Annotated in this window: 12 protein-coding genes and 1 tRNA gene; 12 read left to right on the top strand and 1 reads right to left on the bottom strand. The window is 41.5% G+C overall.

The genetic code is table 11. The features are described from left to right. The first annotated feature begins 3 nt into the window (after positions 1–3). The 9 genes from ilvD to DL92_RS0102960 all read left to right on the top strand — a co-directional run bounded on the left by ilvD (position 4) and on the right by DL92_RS0102960 (position 13,511). Positions 4–1,680: a dihydroxy-acid dehydratase gene (gene ilvD / locus DL92_RS0103010; RefSeq protein ID WP_026666851.1), complete on the top strand. Its 1,677-nt coding sequence runs from the start codon at positions 4–6 to the stop codon at positions 1,678–1,680. Positions 1,681–1,713: 33 nt separating this feature from the next. Then, complete coding sequence (gene ilvB, locus DL92_RS0103005) at positions 1,714–3,396, top strand: biosynthetic-type acetolactate synthase large subunit (protein WP_026654713.1); 1,683 nt, start codon at positions 1,714–1,716, stop codon at positions 3,394–3,396. Positions 3,397–3,420: 24 nt separating this feature from the next. Further along, entirely contained in the window at positions 3,421–4,962 is a 1,542-nt protein-coding gene (locus DL92_RS20035) for a L,D-transpeptidase (protein ID WP_026654714.1), read from the top strand. A gap of 62 nt (positions 4,963–5,024) precedes the next feature. After that, positions 5,025–6,614 carry a L,D-transpeptidase gene (locus DL92_RS0102995; RefSeq protein WP_026666850.1) on the top strand — a complete coding sequence of 530 codons (1,590 nt, stop codon included), beginning with the start codon at positions 5,025–5,027 and terminating at the stop codon, positions 6,612–6,614. A gap of 384 nt (positions 6,615–6,998) precedes the next feature. Then, positions 6,999–8,081: a 3-phosphoserine/phosphohydroxythreonine transaminase gene (gene serC, locus DL92_RS0102985; protein ID WP_026654716.1), complete on the top strand. Its 1,083-nt coding sequence runs from the start codon at positions 6,999–7,001 to the stop codon at positions 8,079–8,081. Position 8,082: 1 nt separating this feature from the next. Continuing rightward, a complete protein-coding gene (locus DL92_RS0102980; RefSeq protein WP_026666849.1) occupies positions 8,083–9,252 on the top strand; it encodes a phosphoglycerate dehydrogenase in 1,170 nt (389 codons plus the stop codon). Between the two features lie 2 nt (positions 9,253–9,254). Next, a complete protein-coding gene (locus DL92_RS0102975) occupies positions 9,255–10,496 on the top strand; it encodes a DUF1015 domain-containing protein (protein ID WP_026666848.1) in 1,242 nt (413 codons plus the stop codon). Positions 10,497–10,624: 128 nt separating this feature from the next. Further along, positions 10,625–13,057: a 1,4-alpha-glucan branching protein GlgB gene (glgB, locus tag DL92_RS18050; RefSeq protein ID WP_034468354.1), complete on the top strand. Its 2,433-nt coding sequence runs from the start codon at positions 10,625–10,627 to the stop codon at positions 13,055–13,057. A 145-nt stretch (positions 13,058–13,202) separates the two neighbouring features. Further along, on the top strand, positions 13,203–13,511 hold the full coding sequence (locus tag DL92_RS0102960; protein ID WP_026666847.1) for a hypothetical protein: 309 nt from the start codon (positions 13,203–13,205) through the stop codon (positions 13,509–13,511). Positions 13,512–13,735: 224 nt separating this feature from the next. On the opposite strand, the gene DL92_RS0102955 is transcribed toward DL92_RS0102960, so the two are convergent. After that, positions 13,736–13,808, bottom strand: a tRNA-Thr gene (locus tag DL92_RS0102955). A 470-nt stretch (positions 13,809–14,278) separates the two neighbouring features. Here DL92_RS0102955 and DL92_RS0102950 point away from each other — a divergent pair. The 3 genes from DL92_RS0102950 to DL92_RS0102940 are packed head-to-tail and all read left to right on the top strand — an operon-like array spanning position 14,279 to position 17,747. Beyond that, a complete protein-coding gene (locus DL92_RS0102950; protein ID WP_026654721.1) occupies positions 14,279–14,803 on the top strand; it encodes an adenine phosphoribosyltransferase in 525 nt (174 codons plus the stop codon). Between the two features lie 5 nt (positions 14,804–14,808). Then, positions 14,809–17,094: a RelA/SpoT family protein gene (locus DL92_RS0102945; protein ID WP_051199080.1), complete on the top strand. Its 2,286-nt coding sequence runs from the start codon at positions 14,809–14,811 to the stop codon at positions 17,092–17,094. Further along, positions 17,094–17,747: an MBL fold metallo-hydrolase gene (locus tag DL92_RS0102940; protein WP_034461953.1), complete on the top strand. Its 654-nt coding sequence runs from the start codon at positions 17,094–17,096 to the stop codon at positions 17,745–17,747. Before DL92_RS0102945 ends, DL92_RS0102940 begins: the two co-directional genes overlap by 1 nt.

Below are 17,747 nucleotides of genomic sequence, written 5' to 3'. Positions count from 1 at the left end.
GCTATGAACAGTGACAGAGTTATGGAGGGCGTTCAGCAGGCTCCTCACAGAAGTTTGTTTAATGCTCTTGGATTTACTGAAGAAGAGAGAAAAAGACCTCTTATTGGAATCGTTAGTTCCTATAATGAAATAGTTCCCGGACACATGAACCTTGATAAGATCACGGAAGCTGTAAAACTTGCGGTAGCAGAAGCGGGCGGTATGCCTGTTGTTGTTCCCGCTATTGCCGTATGTGACGGTATCGCAATGGGACACATCGGAATGAAGTATTCTCTTGTTACAAGAGACCTTATCGCGGACAGCACAGAGTGTCTTGCAACAGCTCATGCTTTTGACGGAATGGTATGCATTCCCAACTGCGACAAGAATGTTCCCGGTCTTCTTATGGCGGCTGCAAGGGTTAATATCCCTACAGTATTTGTATCAGGCGGCCCTATGATGGCAGGAAGAGTTGATGGACATAAGACATCTCTTTCTTCAATGTTTGAGGCTGTAGGAAGTGTTTCCGCAGGAAAAATGACAAACGAGAAGCTTTGTGAGTACGAAGAGAAGGCTTGTCCTACCTGCGGCTCATGTTCGGGTATGTATACTGCAAATTCAATGAACTGTCTTACAGAAGCAATCGGTATGGGACTTCCCGGAAACGGAACAATCCCCGCTGTTTACTCGGCACGTATCAGACTTGCCAAGCATGCCGGCTACGCAGTAATGAATCTTATCGAGAAGAATATCAGACCAAGAGATATCATGACAAAAGAGGCATTTATGAATGCAATGGCAATGGATATGGCTCTTGGATGTTCAACAAATACAATGCTTCACCTTCCTGCGATCGCGCATGAAGCAGGCGTTGATCTTAATATGGAAATCGCTAATGAAGTATCAAGCAGAACACCTAACCTTTGTCATCTTGCACCTGCAGGTCCCACATATATGGAAGACCTCAACGAGGCAGGCGGTGTACTTGCGGTTATGTCTGAGCTTGTTAAAAAGAACCTTATCAATACAGATCTTATCACGGTTACAGGTAAGACAATTAAAGAAAACCTTGAGGGCGTAAAGAATCTCAATCCCGAAGTTATCAGACCTATTGAGAATCCATACATGCAGTCGGGCGGAATTGCCGTTCTTAAGGGTAACATCGCTCCCGATACAGGCGTTGTCAAGAAGTCTGCTGTTGTTCCCGAGATGCTTGTTCATGAAGGACCTGCAAGAGTATTCGACTGTGAGGAAGATGCTATCGAGGCAATTCTTACAGGTAAGATTGTGGCAGGTGACGTTGTTGTTATCAGATATGAAGGACCAAAGGGCGGCCCCGGAATGAGAGAGATGCTCAATCCTACATCAGCTATTGCCGGAAGAGGACTCGGATCATCTGTTGCTCTTATTACGGATGGAAGATTCTCAGGAGCCAGCAGAGGAGCGTCTATCGGACATGTTTCTCCTGAGGCTGCTGTCGGCGGACCGATCGCTCTTATTGAGGAAGGCGATATCATCAGCATCGATATTCCTAACAATGCACTTAATGTTAAGGTTTCTGACGAAGAACTTGCCAAGAGAAGAGAAAAATGGCAGCCTAGAGAGCCTAAGATCACAACAGGTTACCTTGCAAGATACAGAGAACTTGTTACAAGCGGAAACAGAGGAGCAATCCTTGAGATTCCCGGAACTTCAAAATAATTCGAATAAATCTTATAGGATGGTACATTTAAAATGCAGTTAAACGGGTCACAGATAGTTTTAGAGTGTCTTAAAGAGCAGGGAGTAGATACCATATTCGGTTATCCCGGCGGAAGTATTCTTAATATTTATGATGAACTTTACAAGCAGAGTGATGATTTTCTTCATATCAGAACTTCTCATGAGCAGGGAGCTGCCCATGCTGCAGACGGATATGCAAGATCTACGGGTAAAGTCGGCGTATGTTTTGCGACAAGCGGCCCCGGAGCAACGAATCTTGTAACAGGTATTGCTACGGCATATATGGATTCTGTTCCTATGGTAGCGATAACGTGTAACGTAAATCTTCCTCTTTTGGGAAAAGATACTTTCCAGGAAGCTGATATTGCGGGAATAACTATGCCTATCACAAAGCATGGTTTTATCGTAAAAGACGTAAAAGAACTTGCTGATACTTTGAGGAAAGCATTTAAGATTGCAAGCACCGGAAGACCGGGTCCTGTTATTGTAGATATTACAAAAGATGTAACAGCAAAAAGCTGTGAATTTAAAAAAATAAAAAAAGTTGCTGACAAATCGACGATAAAGACATATACTGATGATAACATTAATGTAACAATCAAAATGTTAAAAGCATCAAAAAGACCTTTCATATATGTGGGAGGTGGTGCTATTATCTCCGGCGCTTCCAAAGAGGTATTGGAGTTTGCCGAGAAATTTGATTGTCCGGTTTGCGACACACTTATGGGCAAGGGGGCTTTCGACGGTACACATCCCCTTTATACCGGCATGATCGGTATGCACGGCACAAAAGCTTCCAATTATGGCGTAAGTGAGTGCGACCTGCTGGTTACTTTAGGAGCAAGATTTTCTGACAGAGTAACCGGTAACACTAAGACTTTTGCATCAAAAGCGAAGATTCTTCAGATAGATATCGACGCTGCTGAGATTAATAAGAATATCAGAACAAGTTATTCCATAGTCGGAGATCTGAAGGAGGTTCTTTCTGAGATAAACGCTAAGCTTGATCAGATGGATCACACCGAATGGAAGGAAAAGATAAACGGATACAAGGAAAAGTTTCCTTTGAGCTATGAGACGGATAAGCTCACATGTCCGTATATCATCGAGACACTTTATAAGCTTACTGAGGGTAATGCCATTGTTTCAACTGATGTAGGACAGCATCAGATGTGGACAGCCCAGTATTATAAGTTTAGAAAGCCAAGGACATTCCTTACATCAGGTGGCCTTGGAACTATGGGTTATGGACTTGGAGCATGTATTGGTGCAAAAGTAGGAAATCCTGATAAAGTCTGCGTAAATATTACGGGAGACGGATGCTTCAGGATGAACATGCAGGAGCTTGCGACTGCATCGGGTTACGGCCTTCCTATTGTTGAGATCATAATAAACAACAAAGTTCTGGGAATGGTAAGACAATGGCAGACACTGTTTTATGAAAAGCATTATTCTCAGACGGTATTTGAGGATAAGGTTGACTATTGTATGGTAGCCAAAGCACTTGGTTGTGAGGCTGTCAGGATCACCAAGAAGGAGGAAGTTGAACCTGCTCTTAAGAAGGCATTAAGTTCAAAAGTACCGATCGTCCTTGACTGTGTTATTGAAGAGGATGACAAGGTATTTCCGATGGTACCTGCAGGCGCTTCAATTAGTGAAGCTTTCGATGCAAGCGATATAGAAGGGGAGAAGTAATTATGTTTTGGGGAAAGAGAGTAAATGAATGTACGGACAAAATTAATCGGGCGCATTGTGCTCCTGATTATTTCGGCGCTGTTAGTGCTCTATTTGATCATCGGGTACTACTACAGCAAAGGATTTCCTTGTGCAGCTAAAGTAAACGGAATTAAATGCACAGGAAAAAGCGTAGCGGAGGTGAATTCCGAACTATGTAAAACAATTCAGTATCCGGGAATAAATGTTGTTGACAGAAACGGTTCAACATTGTTTATCAGTGCTGAGGACCTTGGGTTTACAGTGGATTATACCGAAGAACTCAATAAGTTTATTTCCGAGCAGAATGCTTTATCATGGGGAGTATATGTTTTTAAAGGACTGACAGGCTCTGTACAGCCCAGTATCAGTTATGATAAAGAAAAACTTGATAATATAATCGCCGGATGGGATATATTTGTTCCTGATGAAACAAGGGATGTCTCTATTGTTAATACAGAAAACGGGTATGAACTTAAGAATACTCTTTTGAGCACTCCCATAAGGGAAAATATAGCTCAGGTTGTAGGCGATGCAGCTATGCAGATGCAAGGTGAGCTGGATCTTTCTTCCGAACAGTTTGAAAACTGCTATGAACCCGTTACGCTTACGGAAGAACAGCAGACAATTGTTGATTTCTACGGAAAGTTACAGCGAATTCTTAATTGCGGCATTACTTATCAGTTTGGAAATGATACAATTCCGCTTAAGGGCGAAGTTGTTAATGGATTTCTTTTGACTTATGATCAGCTCTCGGGAGATGTTTATGACTATGAGAATCCCGGGCTTGGAAGATTTATTTCCGGAAGTAATGAAGTTGGCATTTCGGCGGACACTGTTCGTGACCTTGAAGGCTTTGCCGTTACTTCGGACAATGAGCCGCTTATATCTGAGGCAAGACTCTACGATTTCTTTTACCAGAAGCAGAAATTGTGCGATGTGCCGACTATGCTTAGGAGGTATCAGAACGGTGAAGATGTCGATATAATTTGCCCGAAAGACAGAAACGGCAGTACTTTTGTATTTGATCATAATGCCGAATATAAACACTTGAAGGAAGCTTTTATGTCGGGATCGTTTGAACAGGAAGAGACCAGAAATCTTACGAATCCGAAGAAAGTTGATTTCTTCAATGCCAAGAAAGCACTTGGCGGAACATATATTGAACTTGATATAGCGAACCAACACCTGTATTATTATAGGAATGGAGAAGTCTATATAGATACTTTGATAGTATCCGGTACTATGCTTGGAGGTCACGGTACTCCTGCAGGTCTTTTCCATGTATATGATAAGCAAAGAAACAAAGTATTAGTAGGAGAGGACTATGAATGTCCGGTTGAATATTGGATGCGTTTGACCGACACTGGAGTAGGTATTCATGATGCTTGGTGGCAGGAATCGTTTGGCGGTGAGATATATCGTGAATCAGGATCGCACGGATGCATAAATTGCCCTCCTTACATAGCTCGTCTTCTCTATGAAAATGTTAAAGAGCAGACACCGGTTATTGTTTATTACAGAAGCTCGGTGACTTACTCATACTAGTGTTCTGTCAGGGCGATCGGACGGTCAGTCGGGCGGATCACTTAAAGAATACGAGAGAGTGAATGAAAGATAAGACTAAACTAATCGTGCGAATTGCAGCCCCGGCTTTTGCCGGATTGGTTGTGCTGTATCTGATCATCGGATATTTTTACAGCAAAGGTTTCCCTTGCTGCACCTGGGTTAATGGGGTGTATTGCACGGGAAAGAGTGTTGAACAGGTTAATTCCGAATTATGCAGTAAATTTGATTATAAAGGAATAACCATTAAGGATCAGAACGGTGCAACACTTTTTGTAAGCGCTGAGGATATGGATTTTAACATAGATTATACGGATGCGCTCAAAGAGTTTATTAAGAATCAAAATGCTTTGTCATGGGGAATATATATTTTTAAGGGACTTGCCGGCCAGGTTGAGCCCAACATTACCTGTGACGAGAAGAAACTTGCAAAGATAGTTGGGGATTGGGAAATATTTGTACCTCAGGATACTCTGGATGTGTCCATTGTTAAAAACGATAAAGGGTACGAGCTTAAGAACGAATTATTGTCGGTTCCGAATAAGGACAATATTATTAAGGCTGTAGATGTCGCTGCGCTTAATGCTGCGGAAGATATAGATCTTAATGCAAAGGAGTATAAAGACTGTTACGGACCTATCAAACCTAATGCCACGCAGCAGGAAGTTATCGATCTTTATTCGAAGATTGAACCGATCATTAACTGCAATATTACTTATGTGTATGGAAGTAAAAAGATTCCTTTGAAAGACGGAACCGCAAGTAAATTCTTGCTTACGAACGAGGAAATGAAGGAAGGCATGGAAGATTATGAGTACGATAATCCGGGACGCGGCCGTTATATTGCGGGCAGCTCAGAAGTGGGCCTTTCGGATGTTCGTAATCTTCAGGGATTCGCGGTTACTCAGAATGGTGATCCTTTGATCTCCGAAGCGAGAATTTATGATTTCTTTTATAAGATGGTTAAGGCCGGTTATACCGCAGACGCTCTTGAACGCTACAAGAACGGCGAGGATGTTGAGATAATGGTTCCCAAGAATAATCGTGCCGGAAATCCGAAAATCTTTGATAACGTCGCTGAATATAATTACCTGAAGAAGGTATTTATTTCAGGAGCGGGCAATACGAAGATTGACGAAAAGAAAGATGACAAGAAGGACGATAAAAAAGAAGAAAACAACGCTGAGACCGGAGAAGAAGTAAGGGAACTTACCAATGAGAAAAAGGTCGATTGCATCGATGCCAAAAAAGATCTTGGTGATACATATATTGAAGTGGATGTTACCAATCAGCATTTGTATTACTATGTGAACGGAGCGGTAAGTATCGAGACAGATATTGTTACCGGTGATATGTCCAAGGGACACGGAACTCCGAGTGGATTCTATAATGCTTACGATAAGCAGAGAGAGAAGACACTTAAAGGCGATGATTATGAGACACTTGTTCATTATTGGATGAGACTTAATAATGCGGGAATCGGAATTCACGACGCATACTGGAAGCATGAATTCGGAGGCGATGTCTATTTGCATAACGGATCGCACGGATGCATAAACTGTCCTCCGGACATGGCGGAACTGTTGTGGAACAATGTAAAAAATAAGACACCGGTAATCGTTTATTACAGATGATCGGTAAATTATTCATAAGTTTTATATGAGAATGTATTTATGAAATTTTCTCGACGATGTTTATGGACGTTGTCGAGAAAATTTTTTTAAAAAATATGCAGAAAAAATTTAAAAAAATTGAGAAAAATTTCAATTTTTTGAGAGGACGTTTTTGAGAGATATAATAAAAATAAATTTGCTCAAACGCAGTTAATATATGTACTTACAGAAAAATGATTCACGGATGAATAAAAAAGTGTGTATTAATAATGCGACTAAAAATAATAAAATAACACGCATTATGGAATGACATTCTTGACATTTTTTTATTTGAGTATAGAATGAAATTTATGAGTTATTTTAGTAAGCTAAACTATTAAATCGTCTATAGGAGGACAAAAAGAAATGTCTAGAGTTTATAATTTTTCTGCCGGCCCGGCAGTGCTTCCTGAGGAAGTGCTTAAGAAAGCAGCAGCAGAGATGCTTGATTACAACGGATGTGGTATGTCTATCAACGAGATGAGCCACAGATCAAAGACTTTCGATGAAGTTATTCAGACTGCAGAGCAGGATATCAGGGATCTTATGAACATCCCCGACAATTATAAGGTTCTCTTTTTACAGGGAGGCGCAAGCCAGCAGTTCGCAGCAGTTCCTCTTAACCTTATGAAGAACGGCAAGGCTGCATATATTGTAACAGGTCAGTGGGCTAAGAAGGCTTATCAGGAGGCTCAGAAGTACGGAGAGGCTATCGAGGTTGCTTCAAGTGCCGATAAGACTTTCTCATACATTCCCGATTGCTCAGATCTTGATATTCCTGAGGATGCTGACTACGTTTATATTTGTGAGAATAATACAATTTACGGAACAAAGTTCAAAACACTTCCCAACACAAAGGGACATATTCTTGTTTCTGACGTATCATCATGCTTCCTTTCAGAGCCTGTTGATGTAACAAAGTATGGCGTTATCTACGGTGGCGTTCAGAAGAACGTTGGACCTGCAGGTCTTGTTATCGCTATTATCAGAGAAGATCTCATTACTGATGATGTTCCCGCATACACACCTACAATGCTTAAGTGGAAGACTCAGGCTGACAACGGATCTCTTTACAACACACCTAACTGCTGGAGTATCTACATGTGTGGTCTCGTATTCAAGTGGCTCAAGGAACAGGGCGGTCTTGAGGAGATGAAGAAGAGAAATGAAGCTAAGGCTAAGGTTCTTTATGATTATCTCGATCAGAGCAAGATGTTCAAGGGAACAGTAAGACCTGAGGACAGATCACTTATGAACGTTCCTTTCGTTACAGACAGCGAAGAGCTCAATGCTAAGTTCATCAAGGAAGCTACAGCTGCAGGATTTGTAAGCCTTAAGGGACACAGAACTGTTGGCGGTATGAGAGCTAGTATCTATAACGCAATGCCTATCGAGGGCGTTCAGAAACTCGTAGAATTCATGGCTAAGTTTGAGAAGGAGAACAGCTGATATGTACAAGTATAAATGCATGAACCCGATTGCAAAGATCGGTCTTAATAATTTCACAGATGAGTACCAGACAGTAGATAATGTTGATGACGCAGAAGGCATTCTTGTTAGAAGTGCCAACATGCTTGAGATGGAGTTCTCAGATAACCTTCTTGCTATCGCAAGAGCAGGTGCAGGCGTAAACAATATTCCTCTCGACAGATGTGCTGAGAAGGGTATTGTTGTATTCAACACTCCCGGTGCAAATGCTAACGGTGTTAAGGAGATGGTTCTTGCTGCAATGCTTATCGCATCAAGAGATATCATCGGAGGAACTGAGTGGGTTAAGGCAAATGCAGGCGATCCTGACATTGCAAAGCTCACAGAGAAGTCAAAGAAGAAGTTCGCAGGAACTGAGATCTTTGGTAAGAAGCTTGGTATCATCGGACTCGGAGCTATCGGTGTAAGAGTTGCGAATGCTGCAAGACAGCTTGGTATGGATGTTTACGGATACGATCCTTATCTTTCAATCGATGCTGCTTGGAGACTTTCATCTGACGTTAAGCACGTAACAAATGTTGATGATATCTATTCAAAGTGCGACATCATCACTGTTCATGTTCCTGCGCTTGATTCAACAAAGGGAATGATCAATGCCGAAGCAATTGCTAAGATGAAGAAGGGTGTTATCATTATCAACCTTGCAAGAGATATCCTCTGCAACGAAGTTGATGTTCTTGCAGGAATCAATTCAGGTAAGATCCGCAAGTATGTAACGGATTTCCCGAACCCTACAACATCAGGTCACGACGGATGTATCGTTATTCCTCACCTTGGAGCATCTACAGAGGAGTCTGAGGATAACTGTGCGGTTAAGGCTGTACTTGAGCTTAAGGATTACCTTGAGAACGGTAACATCAATAATTCTGTTAACTATCCCGGATGTGATATGGGAATTGCAACAAAGCCCAGAATTGCTATTTTCCACAAGAATGTAGCAAATATGATCAGCCAGTTTACAACAGTACTCGGCGAGGCCGGTTATAATATTTCAGATATGACTAATAAGTCAAAGGGTGATTTTGCTTATACTCTTATTGACCTTGAAGACAAGATAACAGATACACTTATCAAGAAAATGGAAAAGATTGACGGTGTTATCAGAGTCAGAGTTGTAAAGAAGGAAGCATAATTATGGCAGACATCAAACCTTTTAAAGCGTATAGACCAACAAAGGATAATGTGGGAAGAGTTTCGGCTCTTCCCTATGATGTTTTTAGCAGGAAAGAAGCATATGAAGAGGTAAAAAAGAATCCCGATTCATTTCTTGCTATAGACAGACCGGAAACTCAGTTCGCTGAGGACTACGATATGTATGCTCCGGAAGTGTATCAGAAGGCACATGATATGCTCTGGGGACAGATTGAAAGCGGCGTCTTTGAACAGGACGAAACTAACTGCTATTACATTTATGAGCAGACAATGAATGGCAGAACACAGACAGGTATTGTTGCATGTGCATCTATTGATGATTATCTGAACAATGTTATCAAGAAGCACGAGAATACCAGAGCTGAAAAAGAAGAAGACAGGATCAAGCATGTTTATACCTGTGAAGCACAGACGGGACCTATCTTTTTGTGCTACAGAAATAACAAGATGCTTAGCGACCTTGTTGCAAAGATCAAGGAAGTTGACGAACCTGTTTACGATTTCAAATCTGATGACGGTGTTAAGAACAGGGTTTGGATTATTTCTGATCTTGAAGAAACCGATACAATTTGCAGAGTGTTTGCAACAATAGACAGTATCTATATTGCGGACGGACATCACAGATGTGCTTCTGCAGTCAAAGTTGGGCTTAAAAAGAGAGAAGAGAACGCCGGTAAGGTAAAGGGAAAGCAGCAGTATGATTATTTCCTCTCAGTTCTTTTCCCTGACAATGAGCTCATGATCATGGATTATAACAGAGTTGTAAAAGATCTTAACGGACTTACAGCCGGTGAGTTCCTTGGTAAGCTTGAAGATATGTTTGATATCGAAAAAGCTTCTGACGCGGTTAAGCCTTCATGCAAGGGCGAGTTTGGCCTTTTCCTTGAAGATAACTGGTACAAGCTTGTTGCAAAAGAGCATATTAAAAAGAGCGATGCGGTTGAAGGTCTTGATGTATCTCTTTTGCAGAATGAGGTCCTTTCTCCTATTCTTGGAATCGGTGATCCGAGGACGGATAAGAGAATTGATTTCGTTGGCGGAATAAGAGGACTTAAGGAGCTTGAGGACAGGTGCCACAAGGATATGAAGCTTGCGTTTTCGATGTATCCGACATCAATTGCTGAACTGTTTGATGTTGCGGACGCGGAAAGGCTCATGCCTCCCAAGTCAACATGGTTTGAACCAAAGCTTCTCAGCGGATTATTTATACATGCTTTGATATAAAATCAAAGCATGTATGCAGATATCATGTAAAATTGTCTGAGCAAATCATGCAATTAATGGTACAATTAACTAAATAAAGGTTATATTCAGATTGTATTTAGATTGTATTTGATTTGGAGGGCATCACAGTGAACAGTAAATTGTACAAGATGATGAATTGGCCGGAAATTGAGGAAATTATCTACTCTGACGGAGATAATCCTCACAGAATACTTGGAGCGCATAAGGTGGGTTCCAATTATCTTGTTCAGGCTTTTTTTCCTGATGCTGTATCTGTAAGCGTGTATGTCGACAATCATAAGAAGTCGTACGAGATGGAACTTGCCGATGAGGCGGGATTCTATGCTGCGATTGTTCCTTATGTTGAGAAGTTAAAATACAAATTTATTATTAAGGGTGTTGGCGGTAGCGAGACTACCGTTGTAGATCCTTATTCTTTCGAACCGCTTCTTGAGCGCGAAGATTTTATCAAGTTTGGAAGCGGGATTCATTATCATATCTATGAAAAACTCGGAGCTCATCCGATGAGGCGCGGAGGTGTGAACGGAACGCAGTTTGCTGTCTGGGCACCTTCTGCAGCCAGGGTGAGTGTTATCGGTGATTTCAATAATTGGGACGGACGTCTTTGCCAGATGCGAAGGCTTGATCCTATCGGTATTTTTGAGATATTTATCCCGGGAACAAAAGAAAATGACGGCTATCAGTTCGAGATAAAGACAAGAAGCGGTCTTGTGTTTAAGAGACCCGATCCTTATGCGACTGAGTCGAAGGGCGAAAACGGTATTATTTCTGTAATTAATAAGCCGAGATCTATTGCGTGGACGGATCAGAAGTGGATGACGCAGCGCAGAAAGTTTGATAAGGATATGAGTTCTCTTTCTATCTGTGAGATTTCTATCGAGGCGTTTGCGGACAGACATAACGGCAAGACCGGATTTAAAGAGATTACGGCGGATATATTGGAATATGTAAAAAATCACGGCTTTGATACGGTTGAGCTTATGCCTGTAATGAAGCATGTGCCGGAGCATTTTTATCATATTCTTAATTTCTACGCGTTGGATGAATCGAACGGAACTGCGGAAGATTTTATGAACTTTGTAAATACGATGCACAACGAAGGCATCAGGGTAATTCTTGACTGGGTTCCGACATTCTTCCCTAAGGCATCGTTTGGACTTAGTGATTTTGACGGAAAGACTTTATATGAATATGAGGATCCGAGAGTGGGCATCCGTCCTAAGTCGGGAGATCTTATTTTTGACTACGGAAGGAAAGAAGTTACGAATTTCCTTATTTCGAATGCTCTTTTCTGGATTGAGAACTATCATGTGGACGGTCTTAGAACGTCGGATATCTCAAGGATTCTTTATCTTGATTATGACAGAAAGCCCGGCGAGTGGATGCCGAATATTTATGGCGGAAACGAGAATCTGGAGGCTCTTGAGTTTCTTAAGCAGCTGACGGAGAATGTGCATAAGAATAATCCGGGAGTTCTTTTGATCACAAAAGAGACTGCGTGCTGGCCTCAGGTTACCGATTCTGTTGAGAACGGCGGACTTGGCTTTGATTATAAGTGGAACAACGGCTGGACAAGGGATTTCCTCAGCTATATGAGAAACGATCCGCTGTTTAGGGCGGGACATCACGATGAGCTGACATTCAGCATGATCTATTGCTACACTGAGCGATTTGTTCTTGCATTTACGCATGAGGAGCTTGAGAAAGGGCTTGAGGGGCTGTATTATATGATGCCCGGAGATTCCTATCAGAAGCTTGCAAATTTGCGACTTGCGCTCAGTTATATGATGGTGCATCCCGGCAGAAAGCACATTTACATGGAGCCTGATGCGCTTACGATCGACCAGGCGGTTTATATTGAAAATATGCTCAGTAAGTTGAATGAGATATACAAGGCTAAGCCGGCACTTCACGAGGCGGACAGCTCAAACGACGGCTTTGAATGGATCAACAATATGGCGGCCGATGAATGTATGGTCTCTTTTGCAAGGAAGAGTTCCGATGAAAAAGAGATGCTTATCGTTGTTGCCAATATGGCCGGAATTGAGAGAGAGATTGAGGTCGGCGTTCCCGCTGACGGAAGATATACGGAGGTCTTTAACAGTGATGACATTTCTTACGGCGGAAGCGGGCTGCTTAACGAAGGCAAGCTTGCTGCTGTCAGAAAAGAAGTTGACGGAAGAGATTATTCTTTGAAACTTAGACTTGCCGCTGTTACCCTTGCGATTTTCAGCTACGTTCCTTATTCCGAGCAGGAGAAAAAAATCCGCGCGATAAAAGAGGAAGAAGAAATTAAGAAGGAACAGGAGCGCAAAGAAAAGATCGAGGCTTTGAAAGAAAAACAGAATGAAGAAGAGAGGAAGCTTTTGAACGAGCTTAAGCTCAAGTATGAAAAAGAACTTGCGGAACAGGAGCGGGCTATCGAAGAAAAGTACGAAAAGATAGAGGAAGAGCGAATCTGCGATATTGTCTCTAAGGAAGCAATAAAAAGTATTTCCGGAAAGTCGCCAGGCAAACGTAAAGCATCGAAGAAGAAATAGAATAAGTGTGCGGACAGATGAAAAAGTTGAAAAAATCTTTTTTATCTGTCCGTTTTTTTGAATCAAAAAATGTATACATAGAGTATACTTTTTATATGAAAATTATTCTTATTGTTGAGAACTCGACAGAATGGGGAAGGGAAAAATGGAATATAAAAAAATAGTAACTTTACTTGAAGAGCTTGAATTATTGCTAAAAAAATACGGGGATAATTCGATTATATATTCATATAGGATTGTTCAAAATCTAATTGAAATACTTAATTCAGATGCGACAGAATCAGAAAAAAAGGATTTCTTTATACGAGGATATAATCAGTTATATCCAGGAAAAGGTGGGCTTTCGGAGTTTTATGTTTGGGATAATGACTATGAAAAGAGAATGGAGATAAATGAACCATTTGATAGAATCCATGATAGCTTATGGGAGATAGTAAGAGAATATGGTGCTTAGAAGTTGAATATACTAGTACATTGTTAGCAAAATTAACTGGATTAATTTGCTGAATGCTATCGAGTAAGTAGTAATGGATTTGGTATAGTTATTTAAAGTAACGATGTATTAGGAAACACAATTATTCATGCTTTGAAATCAGATTTTTGAATTAAAAAACAATCAAAAAATAGCAGCCATGCAGCATTTAATAAACTTCCGGCATGGTTGCTATCTTTTTTTAGAGCTGGAAAAGGGACTTGAACCCTCGACCTACTGATTACGAATCAGTTGCGCTACCAACTGCGCTATTCCAGCACATGTGAGTCATAAAATTCACACAAAAGAGATTATACAATCCTTAATGGCTTTTTGCAAGGTGGAAAATGCTTAGTATGCACAGCTTTTGATATGTTCATTAAACTCCCAAATGGCAGGAAGGCATATTTTTAAACATTGTGAGAGAGCTTAGCTTTTCATGAGGTTTCCGGAAATGCCACAAAAATTCTGCTTTGAGGCTCACTGTTTGACGGCCGACTTCGTAGAAGTCGACCGGAGTTTTGAGCCGATAGAATTTTTGTGACATTTTTGGAAAACCATGAAAACAAGCGATGGAACAGTTTAAATATATACCTTCCTGTTATTTGGGAGTGCAAGAACACTACAAACAGCCTGTGCAAGATAAACAATATTCGCGGAAAGCCGCAATTTGTGATATAATTTTAAGTTGAAAAATTATTTTTATGTGATAACGCACGTTTGGTGCATATTTCAGAGAGGACTATTCAATGAAAGAATTAAAAGATTACGTCAGAACTATTCCCAATTTCCCTGAAGAAGGTATTATGTTCAGAGATATTACATCGGTACTTCAGGATCCCGACGGATTCAAGCTTGCCATCGATGAGATGATGGACCTTGTAAAGGATCTTGATTTTGATGTTGTTTTGGGCGCTGAGTCAAGAGGATTCATTTTCAGTGCACCTATTGCATATGCAAGAGGAAAGGGACTTGTTCCTGTTCGTAAGAAGGGAAAACTTCCTTGCGAGACTATTGAAGTTGAATATGACCTTGAGTACGGAAAGGCTGTACTCGAACTTCATAAGGATGCTATCAAGCCCGGACAGAAGGTTCTTTTGGTAGACGATCTTATGGCTACAGGCGGAACAATCGAGGCTATGATCAAGCTCGTTGAGAAGCTTGGCGGTGAAGTTGCAGGAATCCTTGTTCTCATGGAACTTAAGGGATTAAAGGGCAGAGAGAGACTCAGTAAGTACAGACTTGATTCTGCAATAAGCTACGAAGGGAAGTAATTTGCATGCCACAGGACTTCGATGATGGAAAAATTGAAGCCATTGAGGAATTCCAATCGCCTGACAAACTATATGAAGGACTTATTGCGAGGGTAAGAAAATACCATCCGTCCGACGACATTACTCTAATTGAAAAGGCGTATCAGGAAGCGGCTGAGGCTCATAAGGAGCAGCTTAGAAAATCGGGTGAACCATATATAATTCACCCTCTTTGTGTTGCCATAATTTTGGCAGATCTTGAAATGGACAAAGAGACTATAGCTGCGGGCCTGCTTCATGACGTCGTTGAAGATACCATACTTACCAAAGAGCAGATAGAAGAGAGTTTTGGAGCCGATGTTGCGCTCTTGGTTGACGGTGTTACAAAGCTGACTGCTTTGCAGCTTCATGCCAACAGCGATATGGGTAACAAGACTCAGGAACAGATAGATATGCAGGCGCAGAACCTGCGTAAGATGTTTCTTGCTATGGCAAAGGATATCAGAGTTATTCTTATCAAGCTTGCGGACAGACTTCACAATATGCGCACGCTTGAGCATATGCCTCCCGTGAAACAGTCGAGGATAGCGCAGGAGACTCTTGATATTTATTCACCTATAGCCGGAAGGCTTGGTATCAGCCGTATCAAGGTTGAACTTGACGATCTTTCGCTTAAATATCTTAAGCCCGACATTTACTACGATCTTGTTGAAAAGGTTGCGATCAGAAAAAACGAGAGAGAAAAGTATGTTGAGGATATTTGCGTTAAGGTAAGAGAGGCTATTGCAGACGCCGGTATTTCCGGAGAAGTAAACGGAAGAGTTAAGCATTTTTTCAGCATCTATAAGAAAATGCGCAATCAGAACAAGACTCTTGATCAGATATACGATCTTTTCGCAATAAGGATCATTGTCGGAACTGTTAAGGATTGTTATGCGGCACTTGGTGTTATTCATGAGATGTATAAACCGATTCCCGGAAGATTTAAAGATTACATCGCAATGCCTAAGCCTAACATGTATCAGTCGCTTCATACGACACTTATCGGTCAGACAGGACAGCCTTTCGAAATTCAGATAAGAACTTATGACATGCACAGAGCTGCTGAATACGGTATCGCTGCGCACTGGAAGTATAAAGAAGCTTCGGATGGCAAAAAAGCTGAAAACGGCGAAGAGGAGAAGCTCACATGGCTTCGTCAGATCTTGGAATGGCAACAGGACATGTCTGACAACCAGGAGTTTATGAATCTCTTGAAGAGTGATCTTAATCTCTTTTCAGAGGATGTTTATTGCTTTACTCCTACGGGAGAAGTTAAGAATCTGCCGGCAGGCTCCACACCTATCGACTTTGCGTACAGCGTTCATTCCGCTGTGGGCAATAAGATGATTGGTGCCAAGGTTAACGGCAAGCTCGTTCCGATTGATTATAAGATTCAGAACGGCGACAGAGTTGAGGTTATCACCAGCCAGAATTCAAGGGGGCCCAGCAGAGACTGGCTCGCCATTGCGAAGGCTACTTCAACCAAAAACAAGATCAATCAGTGGTTCAGAAATGAACTTAAGGAAGAGAATATCGCAAAAGGAAGAGACCTTCTCATCGAGTATTGTAAGAGTAAGGGAATAGATCTTTTTGCAATATCCAAGCCTGAATTCCAGGCTATAGTAATAAATAAATACGGATTCCATGATTGGAATGCCGTGCTTGCGGCTGTTGGACACGGCGGACTTAAAGAGGGCCAGATCATCAACAAGATGCTTGAGCTTGGTGAAAAGGATCACAAGCGCAACATGACTGATGAAGAGGTTCTTGCAGCAGTTGCCGAGTCAAATATCACGCCTCAGGTTTCAAGTTCCGATAATGCCATCATCGTTAAGGGCGTTCATGATGTTGCAGTCAGATTTTCAAAGTGTTGCAATCCTGTTCCCGGCGATGAGATATGCGGTTTTGTAACAAGAGGCCGCGGAGTGTCGATTCACAGAAGAGATTGTGTCAATGTTATTAAGATGCAGGAAGAGGACAAGACAAGGCTTATTGAAGCAAAGTGGCAGTCCGATTCCCAGAGCGGTGGAAAGTATGTTGCGACTATCAAGATATTTGCCAATAACAGAAACGGTCTTCTGGCCGATATTTCCAGGGCACTTACGGAAAAAGATATTGATATCATTTCAATGAACACAAGAACAAGTAAACAGGGACTTGCCACAATGGAGATGTCTTTCAAGGTTTCTTCGAGAGGACAGCTTCGCGGCATTGTCGATAAGATCAGAATGATCGAAAGCGTAATTGACATCGAAAGGACTACGGGTTGATGAGTAAGCATAATATACAAGTCGGAGTTTTGACTCTGGGAATGGTGGCTACAAACTGCTATTTTGTTTTTGATGCGGATAATACCGATGAAAATGGCAAAAAGCATGCTATCGTTTTTGACCCTGCGGACGCCGGTGCGAAGATTTATGATGAACTTTCGAAAAATGATATTGTTGTTGATCTGATTCTTTTAACCCATGGTCATTTTGACCATATAATGGGAATTCCTGAGCTTAAAGAACTTACGGGTGCAAAGGTTGGATGTTATGAGAAGGAAGCTGCTATATGCAGCGATCCTCATCTCAACCTTTCTGTTTCTTTTGGCAGTAATTTTGGCGTTAAGCCTGATATTACATATAAAGATGGCGATGTTATCGAAGCTGCGGGACTTTCCTGCAAGCTTATCGCTACACCCGGTCATACATCGGGCGGATGTTGCTATCACTTTGAAGATGATAATGTACTTATTAGCGGAGATACATTATTCGAAGAATCGGTCGGAAGAACCGATTTTCCTACGAGTTCTACAAGTGAGCTTGTAAGGTCTATACGAGAAAAGTTATTTATCCTTCCGGATGAAACAATCGTTTATCCGGGACACGGAGAGATGACCAGTATCGGACATGAAAAAGAGTACAATCCTTATGCATAA

It is taken from the genome of Butyrivibrio sp. AE2005 (assembly GCF_000686965.1).
Lineage (GTDB): Bacteria > Bacillota > Clostridia > Lachnospirales > Lachnospiraceae > Butyrivibrio > Butyrivibrio hungatei_A.
This window is presented reverse-complemented; position numbering and strand designations above follow the sequence as displayed.